This is a genomic window from Haloplanus sp. (genome assembly GCF_028275055.1).
Classification (GTDB): Archaea; Halobacteriota; Halobacteria; order Halobacteriales; family Haloferacaceae; genus Haloplanus.
Genome location: NZ_JAQCNJ010000027.1, coordinates 1 through 17,247, shown reverse-complemented (window position 1 = coordinate 17,247; position 17,247 = coordinate 1). Strand labels below are relative to the sequence as shown.

20 protein-coding genes and 1 pseudogene are annotated in these 17,247 nt (G+C 65.0%); 6 read left to right on the top strand and 15 right to left on the bottom strand.

The features are described 5' to 3' along the window. A partial coding sequence (locus tag Q0925_RS12475) for a CysS/YqeB C-terminal domain-containing protein (protein ID WP_422653625.1) occupies window positions 1–132 on the top strand: 132 nt, incomplete at its 5' end. A 3-nt stretch (window positions 133–135) separates the two neighbouring features. Here the strand turns inward: Q0925_RS12475 and Q0925_RS03970 are convergent. Both Q0925_RS03970 and Q0925_RS03965 read right to left on the bottom strand, forming a co-directional pair. Beyond that, window positions 136–1,239: an L-dopachrome tautomerase-related protein gene (locus tag Q0925_RS03970; protein WP_299332111.1), complete on the bottom strand. Its 1,104-nt coding sequence runs from the start codon at window positions 1,237–1,239 to the stop codon at window positions 136–138. Between the two features lie 74 nt (window positions 1,240–1,313). Then, entirely contained in the window at window positions 1,314–1,598 is a 285-nt protein-coding gene (locus tag Q0925_RS03965; protein ID WP_299332109.1) for a DUF357 domain-containing protein, read from the bottom strand. Between the two features lie 127 nt (window positions 1,599–1,725). Between Q0925_RS03965 and Q0925_RS03960 the strand changes: the two genes are divergently transcribed. Both Q0925_RS03960 and Q0925_RS03955 read left to right on the top strand, forming a co-directional pair. Beyond that, the gene (locus tag Q0925_RS03960) at window positions 1,726–2,814 is read left to right on the top strand and encodes an NAD(P)/FAD-dependent oxidoreductase (protein WP_299332108.1); all 1,089 of its coding nucleotides are present in this window, start codon (window positions 1,726–1,728) and stop codon (window positions 2,812–2,814) included. Between the two features lie 64 nt (window positions 2,815–2,878). Further along, on the top strand, window positions 2,879–3,163 hold the full coding sequence (locus Q0925_RS03955; RefSeq protein ID WP_299332106.1) for a DUF7545 family protein: 285 nt from the start codon (window positions 2,879–2,881) through the stop codon (window positions 3,161–3,163). Here Q0925_RS03955 and Q0925_RS03950 read toward each other — a convergent pair. Further along, a complete protein-coding gene (locus Q0925_RS03950; RefSeq protein WP_299332104.1) occupies window positions 3,160–3,969 on the bottom strand; it encodes a ZIP family metal transporter in 810 nt (269 codons plus the stop codon). The genes Q0925_RS03955 and Q0925_RS03950 overlap by 4 nt on opposite strands. Window positions 3,970–4,049: 80 nt before the next feature. After that, window positions 4,050–5,159, bottom strand: a complete 1,110-nt coding sequence (locus Q0925_RS03945; RefSeq protein WP_299332103.1) for a M24 family metallopeptidase — start codon at window positions 5,157–5,159, stop codon at window positions 4,050–4,052. Window positions 5,160–5,254: 95 nt separating this feature from the next. On the opposite strand from Q0925_RS03945, the gene Q0925_RS03940 reads away from it, so the two are divergent. Next, window positions 5,255–5,953 (top strand): DUF7544 domain-containing protein, encoded by a 699-nt coding sequence (locus tag Q0925_RS03940; RefSeq protein ID WP_299332101.1) that lies wholly within the window; start codon window positions 5,255–5,257, stop codon window positions 5,951–5,953. Further along, window positions 5,872–6,159, top strand: coding sequence for a DUF7544 domain-containing protein (locus Q0925_RS03935; RefSeq protein ID WP_422653624.1), 288 nt, complete (start codon window positions 5,872–5,874; stop codon window positions 6,157–6,159). Before Q0925_RS03940 ends, Q0925_RS03935 begins: the two co-directional genes overlap by 82 nt. Window position 6,160: 1 nt before the next feature. Here the strand turns inward: Q0925_RS03935 and Q0925_RS03930 are convergent, their stop codons facing one another. Together Q0925_RS03930 and Q0925_RS03925 are read right to left on the bottom strand one after the other, a co-directional pair. Next, entirely contained in the window at window positions 6,161–6,955 is a 795-nt protein-coding gene (locus tag Q0925_RS03930; RefSeq protein ID WP_299332097.1) for a CBS pair associated ParBc domain-containing protein, read from the bottom strand. A gap of 47 nt (window positions 6,956–7,002) precedes the next feature. After that, on the bottom strand, window positions 7,003–8,460 hold the full coding sequence (locus tag Q0925_RS03925) for a DHH family phosphoesterase (protein WP_299332095.1): 1,458 nt from the start codon (window positions 8,458–8,460) through the stop codon (window positions 7,003–7,005). Between the two features lie 87 nt (window positions 8,461–8,547). On the opposite strand from Q0925_RS03925, the gene Q0925_RS03920 reads away from it, so the two are divergent. Next, entirely contained in the window at window positions 8,548–8,931 is a 384-nt protein-coding gene (locus Q0925_RS03920) for a DUF7522 family protein (RefSeq protein ID WP_299332093.1), read from the top strand. 7 nt (window positions 8,932–8,938) lie between these two features. Here the strand turns inward: Q0925_RS03920 and Q0925_RS03915 are convergent, their stop codons facing one another. The 9 genes and pseudogenes from Q0925_RS03915 to Q0925_RS03875 form a co-directional block, all read right to left on the bottom strand. After that, entirely contained in the window at window positions 8,939–10,447 is a 1,509-nt protein-coding gene (locus Q0925_RS03915; protein WP_414652089.1) for an NADH-quinone oxidoreductase subunit N, read from the bottom strand. Further along, entirely contained in the window at window positions 10,447–11,979 is a 1,533-nt protein-coding gene (locus Q0925_RS03910; protein ID WP_299332090.1) for a complex I subunit 4 family protein, read from the bottom strand. Before Q0925_RS03910 ends, Q0925_RS03915 begins: the two co-directional genes overlap by 1 nt. Then, the gene (nuoL, locus tag Q0925_RS03905; RefSeq protein WP_299332088.1) at window positions 11,976–14,000 is read right to left on the bottom strand and encodes an NADH-quinone oxidoreductase subunit L; all 2,025 of its coding nucleotides are present in this window, start codon (window positions 13,998–14,000) and stop codon (window positions 11,976–11,978) included. The genes Q0925_RS03910 and nuoL overlap by 4 nt, the downstream gene beginning before the upstream one ends. Window position 14,001: 1 nt before the next feature. Further along, window positions 14,002–14,304, bottom strand: a complete 303-nt coding sequence (gene nuoK / locus Q0925_RS03900; protein WP_299332086.1) for an NADH-quinone oxidoreductase subunit NuoK — start codon at window positions 14,302–14,304, stop codon at window positions 14,002–14,004. Beyond that, on the bottom strand, window positions 14,304–14,714 hold the full coding sequence (locus tag Q0925_RS03895; RefSeq protein ID WP_299332084.1) for a proton-conducting membrane transporter: 411 nt from the start codon (window positions 14,712–14,714) through the stop codon (window positions 14,304–14,306). Before Q0925_RS03895 ends, nuoK begins: the two co-directional genes overlap by 1 nt. Further along, window positions 14,711–14,977 carry an NADH-quinone oxidoreductase subunit J gene (locus Q0925_RS03890; RefSeq protein WP_299332082.1) on the bottom strand — a complete coding sequence of 89 codons (267 nt, stop codon included), beginning with the start codon at window positions 14,975–14,977 and terminating at the stop codon, window positions 14,711–14,713. The genes Q0925_RS03895 and Q0925_RS03890 overlap by 4 nt, the downstream gene beginning before the upstream one ends. A gap of 76 nt (window positions 14,978–15,053) precedes the next feature. Continuing rightward, window positions 15,054–15,515 carry a NuoI/complex I 23 kDa subunit family protein gene (locus Q0925_RS03885; RefSeq protein WP_299332080.1) on the bottom strand — a complete coding sequence of 154 codons (462 nt, stop codon included), beginning with the start codon at window positions 15,513–15,515 and terminating at the stop codon, window positions 15,054–15,056. Further along, complete coding sequence (locus Q0925_RS03880) at window positions 15,515–16,549, bottom strand: complex I subunit 1/NuoH family protein (RefSeq protein ID WP_299332112.1); 1,035 nt, start codon at window positions 16,547–16,549, stop codon at window positions 15,515–15,517. The genes Q0925_RS03885 and Q0925_RS03880 overlap by 1 nt, the downstream gene beginning before the upstream one ends. Before the next feature lie 80 nt (window positions 16,550–16,629). Beyond that, a pseudogene (locus Q0925_RS03875) lies at window positions 16,630–17,247 on the bottom strand (NADH-quinone oxidoreductase subunit C); the annotation flags it as partial.

The window sequence follows — 17,247 nt, the reverse complement described above, 5'->3', positions numbered from 1 at the left end:
CTCGTTCTGGACATACGCGAGACAGAACGGACGGCCGAAAACTACGACCGGGCCGACGCCCTGCGTGACGACTTAGAGGCCCTCGGCGTCACCGTTGAGGACGGCGACGAAGGGACGACGTATCGGTACTGACGGTCAGCGGCCGACGGTGACGGGCGCGAGGCTTTCGAGCCGGAACAGTTCGAACGGGTGGTACGATTCCTCCTCACCGCGGTTGAACGGTGGTGCCCGGTGGAGTTGGGTCACGGTGAAGTAGATGTGGCCGTCCGGACCACAACAGAAGCCGTCGGGCCACAGAAACCGCCGGTCGTCGCGGGCAATAATCTCGTACTCGCCCGATGGGCGTGTCACGCCGATGGCGTTGTTCGTTATGTCGGTGACATAGACGTTGCCCGCCGTATCGACCGTGATGCCGTCACAGACCGCCGCGTCGCCGTAACGTTCGATGCGCGCGTCGAGGCCGTCGCGGTCGAGCGACTCGTCGAGGAGGTCCGCGGCGCGAATCCGATAGATGCTCTCGGTCGTGATGCCACAGTAGTAGACCCACTCGAACGACGGGTCGATGGTGATGCCGTCGAGTCCGGCACTGATCGGTTCGAACTCGCCGTCGGCGTTTTCTTGAACGACCGGTTCGTTCTCGATCACGGCCGATACGCTGTCATCGGGCATGACGCTCGGATGAGCCTCGATCACGCGGCGGGTCCGTCCGGTGTCCAAATCGAGCGCGACGAGGGCCGGCGCGCCCGGGTCGCCCGGCTCGTCGCTCAACCCCAGGTCCGCGATGTATATCGCGTTCCGCACCGCGTCGTACGCGAAATCCTGCATGAACGAACGGTCGGTCGTCGCGTGTCCCGGAATATGGTCGACACGTTTCAGACAATCGGTCGTCGTGTCCCACGAGACGAGTTTCGGGGGGTGGCCTTCCGCCGGATCGCCGATATCGAGGATGCGGACGGTCCCATCCGGAGCGGCCCGCAAGCCGATGAGAGAGCGGATACCGACCCCGTCGTCGCCGGGGGGTGTGCTCCACGCCTCGTTCGGGAACGGCCGGACCGTCCCGTCGTCGACGTACTCAACGACCCGGTACTCCGGCGGGTCGCCGTAGGGAAACGGGTGGTTACTGACGAGTAGCCGGCCATCCGGCGTCATCGCCGGGTTGCCGGCCCGGTCGTCGAAACGGGCGTACGCTTCGGCTTCGACCTCGATGCCGTTGTCCGTCCGCGTGTCGTCGGTCGTCATGGGTTGTAGCCGCGGTCCCCGAGTCGCCGGTCGGGGGCGGTGTTGGCATCTTGTGGATCGATACGTATAGTTTCCTACATCGTAAACAGGTCCGTCCCCTCCGGAACGGCAAAGAGCCCCAACCTGACGCCAGCGTCCAGCCAGCCGTAGCCGTACGAGAAGGCGGCGAGCGCGTTCACGGGGTCGTCAATCGCACGGAAATGACGGCCATCGTCGAGATACGATGCGGCCATCTCCCGACACTCGGTGGCGGCGGTCCCGAGCGGTGTGTCGGCCGGAGGACACAGTTCGGCGGCGTCGAGGGCGTCGGCGAGCATCCCCTCGTAGCGGTCGGTCTTCTCTTCGAGGTCCGCGGGCATGGCCGTGGGTGCGTGGGCCGGCGGTAAGAAGGTGTGGGGGTAGGGCAGGGGGGCGTGTGGCCGTGGCCGTAATAGTGGCCAGACACGACAACGCAAACTAAATGAGTCTCACCCGACAACGTAGGGTATGAGCGAAAGCGACGGCGTCGAGCACCGGCGTCTCATCATCGCCGGGAGTGGGATCGCTGGGCTCACGGCCGCCATCTACGCCGGCCGGTCGAACAACGACCCGCTGGTGCTGGAGGGCGACGAGCCGGGGGGGCAGCTAACGCTGACGACGGAAGTGGACAACTACCCGGGCTTTACCGAGGGAATCAGCGGACCGGACCTCGTCAGCAACATGCGCGAACAGGCCCGCAGGTTCGGCGCCGAGGTCGAGAACGGCGTCATCGAGGCGGTCGACGTCGAGAACGACCCCGGCGTCGGCCACCGGTTCCGCGTCACGGTGTCGGGCGATGTCTACACCGCCGACGCGTTTATCGTGGCGTCGGGCGCGAGCGCCCGGACCCTCGGGATCCCTGGTGAGGACGAACTCATGGGCTATGGCCTGTCGACGTGTGCAACCTGTGACGGCGCGTTCTTCCGCGACGAGAAGATCGTCGTCGTGGGCGGCGGCGATGCGGCCTGCGAGGAGGCAGTCTTTCTGACGAAGTTTGCGTCGACGGTTTATTTGGTCCACCGCCGCGAGGAGTTCCGCGCCGAGGACTACTGGATCGACCGCGTGATGGAGGGCGTCGAGGACGGCGACATCGAACTCAAACTGAACACGGAGGTGACGGAGCTTCACGGCTCTCGGGAGAATGGAATCGACAACGTGACCATGGTCCACCACCCCGAAGGGCACCCGACCGACAAGCCCGACGACCCCGACACCGACGAGTTCGAGTTCGACGCCGGCGCGGTGTTCTCCGCCATCGGCCACACACCGAACACGTCGTATCTGGAGGGCCTGGACGTGGAGATGGACAACGAGGGCTACCTCGACACCGCCGGCGGCGACGGCGGGGGGCAGACGGCCACGGGTGTCCCCGGCCTGTTCGGCGCGGGCGACGTTGTCGACCACCACTACCAACAGGCGATCACCGCGGGCGGCATGGGCTGTAAGGCGGCTATGGACGCCGACGACTACCTCGAGGACCTGAGCCGCGAGCGAGCGGCGGCCGGCGGCGAAACCGAGGGCGAAGGGGAACCCGCGGCCGCCGGAAGCGACGACTGAGCGACCGGTCGGCCGGCGGGCCGCCTTCCCACACGTCCTTATACCGCCGGCCCCAGATAGCGCTATGGTCGATACCGAGACGTACACCGTTATGGGACCGGGCGACGAAACCGACGAGTTCGAACTTCCGGAGGGATTGGTCGATATCCTCGCCGAACAGGGCGAGCGTCCGTCGACCGTCGTCGCCGAAATCACGCTGTTGGCCTTTGTCCAGCGATCCCACGCCATGGTCCACCACGCCGACGGCGAGGTGCCCGGTGATCTCGAGGCGATCAATCAAAAGGCCGAGGAACTGTTCGAGGAACGGTTCGGGATGAGCTTCGCCGAGGCGACGGGTCACGACCACTAAACAACCAGGAGCGGCACCATCGCCGAGACACCGACCGCGAGACCGACCGCGAGTTCGCGTCGGCCACCGCCGGGCAGATCGGCACCGATGTCGAGGGCCTCCGGGAGGAACTCCGTGAGAACGAGATAACACATCGCCCCGGCGGCGAAGCCGAAGCCGCCGGGGAGCAAATCGCGGGCGGTTCGGACGAACAGATACGCAAGCACCGCGCCGACCGGTTGTGGGAGACTGGAGAACACCGCCCACCAGATCATTCTCCGCTCCGAGACGCCAAGTGTGCGCAACGGGATGGAGATGGCCACACCCTCGGGAACGTTGTGAACGGAGATGGCAACGGTCATAAACACCGCGAGGACGGGAACGGCGACGCCGAATATCCCGACGGTCGCCGCCGCTCCCTGTAGCCCGAGGTCGGCAAAGGAGACACCGACGGCGACGCCCTCGGGGAGGCTGTGGACGGTCAACACGCCCAAGATGAGGAGGAGTTTTCGATAGTCGGCCTCCTCGTACTCCTTCGGTTGCACCTCGTGGCCCGCGATGACCTCGTGTGCGACGACGACCAGAACGACGCCCGCGACGAGTCCGGGGACGAGTTCGACCGGCGAGGCGGCCTCGGCTAGCCCCTCAAGAATCAAACCGAACACCGACGCGGCAAGCATGACCCCAGAGGCCAGTCCCCACAACACCACGTTCCAGCGGTCACCCACGTCGGCGACGAAAAAGAAGGGAACCGCTCCCAACCCGGTCGCCAGCGCCGTCACGAGGCCGGCGGCGAACACCAGACCGACCGATTCGAGCGGTGCCACGGTCCGACCGTCGGACCGCCGGCCGGGTAACTATTGTCTTTGATCTGGTACGTTCGGTGTGTCCAAAGCCACGCCGAGTCTCAGGTGGCGTCGTCGACGTTCCAGCCGTGATCGGTGTCGTTGAGTCGCTCCGCGCCATCGTCGCTGATGACCACGAGGTCCTCGATCCGGACACCGAACCGGTCGGGGAGGTAAACACCCGGTTCGACGCTAAAGACCATTCCGGCTTCGAGTTCGACGTCGCCGCCGGCGACGACGTACGGTTCCTCGTGGACATCAAGGCCAACGCCGTGGCCGGTCCGGTGGACGAAGCGGTCGCCGTAGCCCGCCTCCTCGATGACCGACCGAGCGGCGCGGTCGACGGCCCCTGTTGTCACCCCCGGTTCCGCGGCCGCCACGCCCGCCGCCTGTGCCTCACGGACGGCCGTGTACACCGCCTCGAACCCCGTAGGCGGCTCGCCGCCGAAGACGACCGTCCGTGTCGTGTCGCTGGGGTAGCGGTCGATCCGTGTCCCGAAGTCGAGAACGACGGGGTCGCCTGCACGGATCTCCCGGTCGCCGTTCTCGTGGTGAGGATCCGCGCCGTTCGGCCCGGCGGCGACGATAGGCTCGAAGGCGACGCCCGTGCCACCGTGGGCGTCGAGACGCTCCTCGATGAACGCCGCGAGGTTGGCCTCCGTGTGGCCAATGGCCTCGTCACCCAGTGCGCGGACGTCCCGCATCGTCGCGTCCGCGGCTCGCGCCGCCGCTCGAAGGGCATCGCGTTCCAAGTCGTCTTTGCGTCGACGCAACGGTCCCACGGCCTCGCTTGCGAGGCCGAACGAGGCGTTCGGGAACCGACGCTGTAGCTCGAACGAGAACCGCGTCCACATCCGGTCGGCAAGGAGGAGACGTGACGGTGCCGCGTCCCACACCTCATCGAGAACAGGCTCCGGCCCGGTGTCGTCGTCCCACGGCTGCACGTCTTCGACCCACGTCGCGGTCCGGACGGTCGGGGCTTCGAGCGATGGGACGACGAGCGTCGGATCGTCGTCTGCGGGGACGATCAGGCAGGTGAGCCGCTCGCTTTGCTCGGCGTCGACACCCGAGAGGTAGTACAGGTTCGGGCCGGGCGTGAGAACGAGCGCGTCGGCACCGACGGCGCCGAGACGCGATTGGGCGCGTCTCGTCCGGCGTTCGAACGGCGTCATACAGTTTCTTCGACCTCCGGCATCAAAGTCCCGTCGCGTCTCCGGGGTTGAAACGGATCCACGCTTTTTTGCCGTCCTGCCGTGAGACTGCGGCCATGTCCCGCTGGTACGCACTCGCGGCCCTCCGAGACGCACGTAGCGCGACCGAAACCCTTCTTCGACCGCTCGAGAAGAGCCGGTGGCTCCGCCTCGCGTTGATCGCCCTGTTCGTGGGTGTCGGCGGGGGTGCACCGACCGGGAGCGGCAACATCGATACCCTGTCCGGGGGTAGCGACGTGTCGGGCGACCTCCCCACACAGACGATCCCGGAACTGGACGGGACCATCGTGGTCCTGATCGGCGTCGTCGCGATACTCCTCCTGTTGGGGCTTTTGTGGAGCGCCGTCGGTGCCGTGATGGAGTTCGTTCTGGTCGCCGGCCTCCGCGACCGCGAGATCAGGATCCGGGGACCGCTCGGCGACAACCTCGGTCGGGGGCTCCGGTTGTTCGGCTTCAAACTCGCCGTTGGCCTCGGGAGCCTCCTGTTGATCGCCGTCCCGTTCGCCGCCGTGGTCGGTCTCGGTGTGAGCTTTTCGCCGTTCTCGCTCGTGTTGCTCGTCCCGCTGATCGTTCTTTTCGGACTGTTCTCGCTCGTTGGAAGTGTGGTCCTCGGCCTGACGACGGATTTCGTGGTGCCGACGATGCTCGTCGAGGACCGGGGGGTTCTCGACTCGTGGCGCCGGCTTTGGCCGGTGTCGGCGCGGCCGGCGGTGTCGTTATCGGCCTGTCGGTCGCGTTGTTCGTCCTCGTGGTGATCGCTGTGGGACTGCTCGTCCAGGTGCCCGCGCTGACCTTCGTCCGCTACTACTCGCTGTCGGTGCTTGGAATGTTGGTCCCCGAGGTGGATCTGGTTGGCGTCGACCGGCCGGAGAACGGGTCCGGCGGAACCGACACGGAGAACGTGAGCACGAACGGAGGTGGCACGGACACCGACGGGGACGGGACGGCGTCGGCCGGGTGAACTACCGGTCCTGCAGTCGTTCGGTCGTCTCGATCAGCGGATGGCGCGCGTAGTCGACAACCTCGATGTCGTCGATGGTGTCGAGACCCTCCTTGTCGGCGGTCTGTTCCATCCCGAGTTCGACCTTGAGGTCGGGGTCGATAACGATCAGGTAGGCGTCCATCTCCTCGATCCCGTGGCGGCTGGCGGCCATAACGCGGTGGTGACCGTCGGCGAGGAGAAGCGTGCCACCGTTATCGATAACGACGAGGGGTTCGGCGAGTCCGTGTTCGAGTTCGTAACTGCGTCCCTGCAGTTCGTCGGCGTACACACGGCTTTGTGTCGGCGTGAGTTCGGCCAGTTCGACCTGCCGACGCTCTTCTGTTACCTCGATGTCATGAATCTCCTCAAGCGTGCTCATGAGTTTTCCGACCTTCTCGGGGGTCGCACGCTCGATCTGACTCCGAATCACGTCGGTGTTGGAGATGATACCGGCAAGGGTGCCGGTGTCGTCAACGACCGGGAGTTTCTGAATCCCGGAGCGGAGGATCACCCGAGCGGCGTCGTTGATCTTCATATCGGGGTGGGCAACGACGATGTCCTCGGACATCACGGTGAAAATGAGCGCATTGTCGTCGGCAAGCAGAAGATCACGGGCGCTGACGAATCCCTCAACCTTGCGACCGTCCGTCACCGGAAAGCCGGTGTAGTCGTCGCTTTCGACGATCCGACGCGACACCTCGGCGACGTCGTCGTCGGGTGCGACCGTCGCCACGTCACAGGTCATGTATTCTTCGACTGTCGCGTTGGCGGCCATCGACGATTCGTACGCGGCCGACGCTGAAAAGCGTGGTCGTCGGCCGGTCATTCGTCGGCCAAGGGGAACTCAAAGGCCACATCCGTGGCGGTCGGATCGAACGGCGGCGAAATCGGCGGATCCTCCAACACCTCGAAGATCCGTTCCGTGATCACCTCATCGACGATGTCCGACAGCGACTCCGACGACTCCTCGTCGACCGTGCCGAGAATGCCGAGCGGGATCTGTGCGCCGGCCATGTCGGCGTGGCCTCCGGCGCTCCCGATGGGCCCGAGCGCATCCCGTAGCACCTCCCCGAGATCGATCCCGGCGCCACGGGAACGCGCCGAAAGGTACACCGTCTCGTCGCGAAAGCCATAGATCACCGAAACGCAGACGCCCTCCATGCCCAGGAGTTTGTCGGCGGCCTGTGCGAGTGCGTCGCGGTCGCGGATCGAGCCGATGCTGGAGGTGAGCACGTCGCCGCGGACCTCGCGGTTACGGATCGCGGCCGCGAGCGTTGCGAGCACGTCGGGACTCATCTGTGGCGACTTCACGCGCTCGAGCACCGACGCATCGGCGTACTGACTGAGAAAGGCCGCCGCCTCGAGATCGGAGTTCACGGCCTCGCGGGTGAAATCACGCGTATCCACCCGGATGCCGTACAACAACGCGGTCGCGATCTCTCGGTTTAGGTCGACGCCCAGCCGTTGTAGATACTCGGTGAGGAGCGTACTGGTCGCACCGACGGCGCTTCGGAGGTCGACAAACTCCGCTTTGACCGGCGCACGCGGCGGGTGGTGGTCGATCACCACGTCTATCGGCGTCTCCGGGTCGAGACCGTCGTTCACCCCGGGTCGTGAGTGGTCCACCAACGCGACGCCCGCGTACGCCTCGATCTCACCGGAGCCGTCGAGATGTCGCAGGTCGAGTTCCAGCAGATTCACCAGCGCCCGGTTCTCTTGATGGGAGATCCCGCCGTAGTAACAGGGCTCCGCTTTGACGCCGACCGATCGCGCGATGTCCACGAGCGCGACGGCCGACGCGATGGCGTCGGGATCGGGGTTGTCGTGGGTTACGACCGCAAGCCGGCCGTCGATTCCACGGAGTACGTCCAACAACCGACGGGTCCGCTCGGCGGCGCCGCCGGTGACCGAGTCGAGAACCCGTTCGGAGACGACCTGGTGGGTGTCGAGCACCCGGTCGGCGAACGGTTCGAAGTCGGAGCGGTCGCCGTCCCGACCCGTACACGCGACGAACAGGGCGTCAGGAAACACCTCCCGCGCCCGGCGGGCGGCCGCGAGGTTGTCGGCGGCGTCGTCACCAAGCACGAGCACCGTCTCGGCCGTCTCGGGGTACGTCTCGGGATCAGCCGGATCGCCATGAACGACCGTCGTCGCGCCGGCGGTTCCGTCGACAGCACGGTCGTCGGGGACGACCGCCCACAGCTCTCCCCCCCACGTCGACACGACGCCGAGGACGACCTCGCCGGCGTGACCACAGCCGAGCACCAGCCGCCTGACCATATCGGATTCTTATGTCGAGTGGTGAAAACCCTACCGTCCTACGGTGGCGATGGAGTTAACACTCTGTGTGTCGTGATACCATGTGCCATGAGCGAGCATCGTGACCTCGTCGATCCGTTGCTCGAAGAGCGGCTGGTGAGTGCCTGTCGAACCGCCGTCGGTGATAGCCTTCGGAGCATCACCTACTTCACGCCCGACGAGTACGAGCAGATATATCTCCGATCGGATCTGGAAGCCGACACCGATCTCGGAGCGCTCGTCGGACACGAGGCCGCGGGCTTTCGTACCCAGCTGGCCTACGACGGGAGCGAACTCGGCGAGTACCAGTACACGCTTCGGGTGTTCGAGAACGGTTTCGTCACACGCGTGATCACGGGTGACCACGGCGTGTTCGTGACGACCGACGGTATCACCGTTCGGCGGTCGCGGGAGGTGACGGAAGCGCTTCGCTCGACACTGGAACTGGGGTGAGCGCGGCCTACGCGAACAGCGCCGTGGCCGCGCTCTGTGCCGTCTCAACGACCGGCCCGAACGCCGGCAGGAGCGCGAGCGTGCCAACGGCCGCAATCAACACCGCCACGTAGAGGCCAAGCGGCGTCGCTCCGAGGTCGACCCCGTCCCCGTCGACCGGATCCTCGATCCACATCGCCCGCACCACTCTGGAGTAGTAGAACAACGACAACGCGCTGTTGATCGCACCGACGGCGGCGAGCCACCAGAAGCCACCCTGGATCGCACCGTAGAAGAGGGCGTACTTCGAGAGGAAGCCACCGAAGGGCGGCAGCCCCGCGAGAGAGAACATAAACACCGTCATCGCCAGACAGGCGACCGGCGCTCGCGTCGCAAGGCCGTTGTAGTCCTCGAAGGTCCGGCCGAGGCCCCAGCGTTCGACCATCGCGATAAATAGGAACGCCCCGGTGTTCATAAAGCCGTACACGAGGAGATGAGCCATGCTCGCGCCCATCACGTCGCCGTTCGGACCGCCACCGGAAAGCGCCGCGAGGCCGATCAGCGCGTAGCCGGCGTGTCCGACCGAGGAGTACGCCAACATCCGCTTGACGTTTTCCTGTGTCGCCGCGGCGAAGTTGCCCAGTGTCATCGTGACGACGGCGAGAACGGCAAAGAGCAGCGGCCAGTCGATCCCCATCGGCACGACGGCGTCCAGCGGGAACGCGACCGCGAACACGCGGAATGCGACCGCGAAGCCGGCGGCCTTCGACGCCGACGAGAGAAAGGCACTGATCGGCGCAGGCGCACCCTCGTAGGCCTCGGGGGCCCAGAAGTGGAAGGGGACGGAGGCGGTCTTGAACGCGAACCCGCCGGCGATCATCACGACACCGATCCCCGCGACACCGACGAAGTCACCCGCGTCGCCGATGGCGGTCGCCACGTCCGAGAGGAGCAGCGATCCCGTGACGGCGTATACGAGCGAGATGCCAAAGACGAGAACGCCCGAGGAGACCGCCCCAACGAGAAAGTATTTCAGCCCCGCCTCGACGCTCCCGCGGTTCTTCTTCAGAAAGGCGACGAGGGCATACGAAGGCAGCGAGGCGAGTTCGAGGCTGACGAACACCGTCGCCAGTGAGCCTGCGGAGGCCATGAGGCTCATCCCCGTCGCCGCCAGCAACACGAGCGAGTAGAACTCCGCCTGGTAGGTACGATCCTGCAGATAGTCGTGGCTGGCCAGCGACACCATGGCGACGACGCTGGCGACGATAACGGTGAAAAAGAGGCTCAACCCGTCGATAACGAGCGAGCCACCGTACAGTCGGATCGCGCCGCCGACCTGGCCGGTGCCCGCGAGCAGATACCAGCCGGCGACGGCGAGTGTTGCAACGGAGCCACCGACCGAGACGGCCGCAAGCGCGGTCGGTCGCGTCGAGTCGGGGTCGACACTGTCGACCAACAGCAAGACGAGTGCCGTCAGCCCGAGCAGTACCGTCGGTGCGATGGCCGTCCACGTCGGGAGTTGGGTTTGTAGTGGCATCACGAGAGCTCACCTCCGAAGTCGAGGAGCGGATCGACCGCGTCTTGGATCATCCCGAAAAAGAGGTCGGGAGCGACTCCGAGAACGATGATCGTCACGAGCAACACCGCGAGCGGAACCGTCTCGTGGAGCGGGGCGGGGCCGACCTCGTAGTCGGTTTCGAGTCGGAACGAGCCGAAAAGCGTCCGTTGCATCGCGAGTAGCAGGTAGCCGGCAACGATCACGATGCCGAACATGGCCGCCGCGGTGAACAACGGCATGGCGGCGTGGACCGTCGATTCGAACGCACCCTTGAAGATGAAGAACTCGCCGGCGAACCCGGCCATCAGGGGGAGTCCCATGTAGCCAAAGGCCCCGGCGACGAAGATGCCGGCGGTGACCGGCATCCGGTCGGCCATGCCGGACATGTCGCCGACCATCCGCGTGTGGGTGGTGTTGTACATGACGCCGACCGACATGAACATCAGTCCCGAGATGAGACCGTGGGCGATCATCTGGAAGGTCGCCCCGCCGACCCCGTAGGTCGTGTAGGCGATCAACCCGAGGATGACATACCCCATCGAGGAGACAGAGGAGTACGCGACGATGCGCTTGAGGTCCTGTTGAGCAAGCGCAAGCAGTGCTCCGTAGACGACGCTCACCACGGCGACCAACGCGATGGGCACCGCGAACCGCGTCGCCGTCTCGGGCAGCATCGTGAAGTTGAATCGGAGCAGAGCGTAGGTCCCCATCTTCAGGAGAACGCCAGCCAGCATCACCGACACGGGCGAAGGGGCCTCGACGTGGGCGTCCGGGAGCCACGTGTGGAACGGGACGACGGGCACCTTCACCGCAAAGCCGAGAAACATCGCCACAAAGGCAACGGCCCGGAGCGTCCCGGCGGAGATGCCGTACAACGACCCGAGTTCACCAGCCCGAAGCGCGCCCGCGATGGCCGGCATATCCAGTGACGACACCGAGTCACCGAGGCCGAAGAGTAGCGCGATAAAGCCGATAAACATCGCCAGCGACGCGATGTTCGTGTAGACAAAGAACTTGATCGCGGCGTACTTCCGCCGCGGGCCGCCCCAGACGCCGATGAGGAAGTACATCGGCAGGAGAACGGCCTCCCAGAAGACAAACCAGACGAAAAAGTCAAGCGCGGTGAAGACACCGAGCAGGTTCGCCTCCATAAACAACATCAGCCCGTAGAACTGGGACTGGCGGTCGTCGATGGAGGCCCACGCGCTCACGATGGCGAGCGTCGACAGAATCGTCGTCAGCACGACCAGCGGGAGGCCGATACCGTCGACACCGACATGCCAGTTGAGCGTGTAGCCGCCGAGTTCCAGCCACGGCACTATGGTCTCGAACGCGGGGTCGCCGCCCGTGAGGGCGTTGCCCGTCGCGTCGAATCGACTCCACATGTAGAGACTCCCCACGACGGGGAGCAGACTCAACGCCGCCGCGAGACGCCCGGCCACCCGGTCGGGGGCGAGCAGGACGACCATCGAGGCGGCAAACGTCGCGGCGATCAACCCTTCGATAATCATACGAACCACCCTCCGAGAACGCCGAACACGACAAGCAACGCCGTCAACCCGAGGGTGAGAAGCACGGCGTAGTTGCTCACGACGCCCGTCTGGATGCGTCGGATCCGATTCCCGGCGAACAGGCTAACACTGGAGACACCGTTGACGACGCCGTCGACGATGCCCTGATCGAACTTATCGGCCAACCGAGCGAGCGGCAGAACGAACGACTCGGCGATCCAGATCTGGTACTCGTCCTGGTAGTAGTTGTTGTACCAGAGGGTCTTGACCGCGCCGAGTTTCGCCGTGTGCTCGTCGGGGTCGGCGACGTTGTAGAGAACGTGTGCGGTGAGGACACCCGCCAGCGCGAGCGCAAGCGACACCGCGCCGGCGACGTAGGAGGCCACGTCGGCCGAGGTGTAGCCGGCGTAGTCATGGAGGAGTTCACCGTAATGCTCGCTCGTAAGCGCCGACAGTTCGCCGTGGGCCAACCAGTCGTGGAGGTACTCCGGCGGGAAGCCGCCGGTCAGGTCGTGCAACGGCACCATGTTGACAACCCCCACCGTCGCGGCCAGCACCCCGAGCACCACCAGCGGTCCCTTCACGTTCCAGCGAACCCCGTGAGGATTCCGAGCGGTCTCGGTCCGTGGCTCACCGTGGAAGGTGAGAAAGACCATGCGGAAGGTGTAGAACCCGGTGAAAAAGACAGCCACCAGCCCCATCGCATAGCCGGCAAGCAGGAGCGGCGACCCGGCGAGGCCGTGGATCAGCGCCTCGTACAACACCTCGTCTTTCGACCAGAAGCCGGCAAAGGGGACGATACCGGCAAGCGCCAGCGACCCCGAGAGAAACGTGTAGTAGGTGACGGGCATCCGATTCTTGAGACCGCCCATGTTCCACATATCCTCGTCGTGGTGCATGGCGATGATGACCGCACCGGCACCGAGAAAGAGCAGCGCCTTGAAAAAGGCGTGGGTCAGCAGGTGGAAGGTCGCGGCGACGTAGCCGCCCGCACCCAGTCCGAGCATCATGTAGCCGTACTGCGAGATGGTCGAGTAGGCGAGCACCTGCTTTATGTCCCGTTTGACGACGCCCATCGTCGCGGCGAACAGGGCGGTGAACCCGCCCACCAGCGCAACGATGCCAAGCGCCGTCGGCGAGAGGGCATAGAAGCCGTACATCCGGGCGACGAGGTAGACGCCCGCCGCGACCATCGTCGCGGCGTGGATGAGCGCGGAGACGGGCGTTGGCCCCTCCATCGCGTCAGGCAGCCACGTGTGCAACGGGAACTGTGCGGACTTTCCGATGACACCGCCTAGAATGAGGAGGCCAAGGATCGTGAACCACGTCTCCGGCGCGAAGCCGAAGGTGGTCACCTCTGCACCGCCCGCTAGCGCCTCCTCGGCGATAACGGGAAACGCCGCCTCGCCTGCGAACTTCGCGGTGCCGAAGGTTGCGAAGACGCCGACAACGCCGACGAGGAAAAAGTAGTCACCGAAGCGGGTGACGAGAAACGCCTTTTTGGCTGCGCTCGGCGGGCCCTCCTCGCGGAACCAGAAGCCGATCAGGAGGTACGAACAAAGGCCGACGAGTTCGAAGAACATGAACGCCATGAGCAGGTTGTCGGCGACGACGAACCCGAGCATGGAGGCGGTAAAGAGACCGAGGCCGGCGTAGTAACGCGGCAGGCCCGTCTCGCCCTCGTCGTTCATATACCCGAGGCTGAACACGTGGACCAGCAACGCGACCAGTGAGACGATGAGCAGCATCATCGCCGCCAGCGGGTCGAGTAACAAGCCGAACGTGAGCGTCGTCGTCCCCTCGCCGACGCCCGCGGCCCAGGTGTAGAGCGTCTCGTTGTAGGCGTTGCCGGCGCTGACGGTCAGAAAGACCCACGCCGACAGAATCAGCGAGCCGGCGGTGGCGGCGATACCGCCGAACGCACCGCCTTTGGGGAGGTACTTCCCGGCCGTGAGCGACAGGACAAACGATAAAAACGGCAGCAGGACGATGGCGGGCGCGTAGTCGAAGGCTCCGACCATCTTACCGCCTCATCCCTTTGGCCAGTGTCACGTCCACATCGTCGAAGTTGCGGTACAACACGAGGATGATGCCGATACCGACCGCCACCTCCGCGGCGGCGAGCGCCATCGTGAACAGGCCGAACGTCTGGCCGGTCACGTTCCCCCAGTACGCCGAGAAGGCGACGAGGTTGATGTTGGCCGCGTTCAGCATGAGTTCGACCGACATCAGGAACAACAGCGCGTTCGACCGTGTGAGAATGCCGAACAGGCCGATGCAGAAGACGGCCGCGGCGAGAAGCAGGTACCACTCGACCGGCACCATCAGGCGTCACCCCCACTGTCGGCGTCGGCGTCGGCGCCACCCTCCGTGTCCGACGACGCCTCGCCGTCGCGGAGTCGGTCCCGAACGCGCCGGCCACCGTCTGCTAGGAGCGCGACCGGACTCCCGTCCTCCTCGCGTTTCGCCAACAGGAGCGAGCCATCGAGGGCCGCGTCGAGTGCGACGGCAACGACGATGAGAGCGGCGAGGAAGCTCTCACCCGGAACCGACCCCATCTCGAGGTCGAACATCGCGTAGCCGATACTCGCGGTGATACCCGCGTCGGCGGCGAACCCTTGCGGGTCGCCAAAGGAGGCCCGCAGGATCGCCACCGCCATCACGACGAACAACGCGACGGCTGCCAGTCCGGGGAGCAGACTTCCCGTCGTGTTTAGCTCTGGTCTCGTTGTCATGTCCCGCTCGCCTCCGATTCGGCTGTCGATCTCGTGAGCATCACGGCGAACGTGATGAGGATCAACACCCCGCCCACGTAAACGAGAACCTGCATGGCGGCCAGAAACTCCGCCTGCAACATTACGTAATGTACCGCGACGCTCAACAGGGCACCGCCCAACAGGAGTGCGGAGTGCCACACGTCCCTGACGAGAACAACGCCCATGCTGCACCCCACTGTCACGAGGGCAAACAGCGCGAACGCGATCGTTTCATACACCATTGCTTGACTTTGCTTGAGGTAATCCTTTGAACGTTTCGAGACGGCTCAGCGCCGACCCGGCGCCGAGCGTCCGACCTTACTGGTAGTCGATCTCTCCCTCACCCTCGCCGATCCACGCGCTACGGTCCGGGTTGCGGGATTCGAGCGGGTCGATCCCCTTGTACCACGGGACGTTCTTCAACTGTTCTTTGTTGTAGACGAAGTCGTCTTTCGTGTCGGCGGTGAACTCGAAGTTCTGCGTCAACAGAATCGCGTCCACCGGACACACCTCCTCGCAGAGCCGGCAGTAGATACACTGCCCGATGTGGAGGTTGTACTGTTCGCCGTTGCGCTGGTCGTCCTGTACGATCTGGATCGTGTCGTTCGGGCAGACGTTCTCACACTGCCGACACCAGATGCACCGTTCTTGGCTGAACTTGTGGACGCCGCGGAATCGCGGGCTGACCTCGGGCGCAACGTCCGGGTACTCGACCGTGAACGTCTTGCCGTCCAGCGCGTGTTTCATCGTCACCGCCATGCCTTTCAGTATTCCAATCATTATGCGATCACTCCCACGATCACTGCCGTGAGAACCAGGTTGGCGAAGGAGAGCACGAGCATCCCCTTCCAGCCCATCTCGATCAACTGATCGATTCGCACGCGCGGGACTGCCGACCGGGCCCACTGCGTGAACAGGAAAAACGCCCACATCTTGATAACCATCCAGACGAACCCAGGCAGAACCGGTCCGGCCGGGCCGCCGAGAAAGAGAACGGCGATCAGCGCGCCGCCCAGGAAGATGTGGATAAACTCGCCCAAATAGAACAACACGAAGTAGACGCTCGAATACTCGGTCTGATAGCCGGCGACGATCTCGGTCGGTGCCTCCGGAATGTCGAAGGGGTTGCGGCCGATCTCCGCCAGGTTCGCCGCGACGAACAGGACGAACCCGAACGGGTTGACAAAGGCGTACCAGCCCGGGATCGACACGCCGGCAACGGTCAGCAGCGTCTCGGACTGTGCGGCGACGATCTGGCTGGTCTGGAAGCTCCCGGCGAAAAGGATCACAGAGGCCGCCGTGACGACCAGCGGAATCTCGTAGGCGAGATTCTGTGCGATCGATCGCAACGCACCCAGAAGCGAGTACTTGTTGTTCGAGGCATAGCCTGCCATCACGAGACCGAGCGACGCGATGGAGGCCGCGGCGAACGCAAAGACGATGCCGGTTTCGGGGTCGGCCAACTGCAACCCACTGCCTAGCGGGATGACCGCGAAGCCAAGCAGCGCCGAGAACGGCAGGATGATGGGTGCGAGGTCCCATGCCGGCCGGTCGACGCCGTCGGGAACGATCAGTTCCTTTGACAACAGGCGCACGGCATCGGCCACGATGATGAGCAGGCCGAACGGACCGATCCGATTGACGGCGATCCGGTTGGTGAACGCGGCCGTGATCTTTCGTTTGGCCCACGGACCGGCAACCGCCGTCATGCCCAGCATGATGTTGGCAATGACGAACGCGCCGATCAGGCCGCCGACCACGTCGCCGAGCATCCCGCTCAGTCCGAGCGCCCCGGAGATGGTTTCGGGGAGCATCGGGCCAGCACCGGCGCCGCCGGACGCACTCGCGTTCGCCGTCGAGGTGGTCGTCCCCGACTGGAGAAAGACCCCATCCATCAGCGGTCCACCTCGCCGAGGACGATGTCGAGGCTACCGAGCGACGCGATCAGGTCGGGAATGTACTCGCCGTTTGACATCTCCGGAAGCGTCTGGAGGTTCGAGAAGCACGGGCTCCGGATCTTGAACCGGGCCGGCTTTTCGGTCCCGTCGGCGCGAACGTAGATCCCGAGTTCGCCCTTCGCGCCCTCGACGGCGCGGTAGACCTCGGTGTCGTCGTCGGGGCGGATCGTCCGGGGCACGTTCGACTGGATCGTACGCTCCTCCTCGGGCCAGCCCTCGAGCAGGTCGACACACTGCTCGATGATCTTCGCCGACTCCTCGACCTCGCGGAGGCGAACGAGCAGGCGACTGTAGTTGTCACAGCCGTCCTCGGTGACGACGTCCCAGTCGAGTTCGTCGTAGTAGCCGTAGGGATCGTCGCGACGCAGGTCGTAGTCGACGCCCGACCCACGGGCCACCGGCCCCGTGGCCCCGTAACTTTTGGCGACCTCCGGGGGGAGGACGCCCGTATCGACGGTGCGGACCTGTAGGATCTCGTTGGCCGAGATCATGTCGTGATACTCCTCGAGAGCCTCGGGCAGGTCGTCGAGAAAGTCCCTGGTCATCTCGAAAAA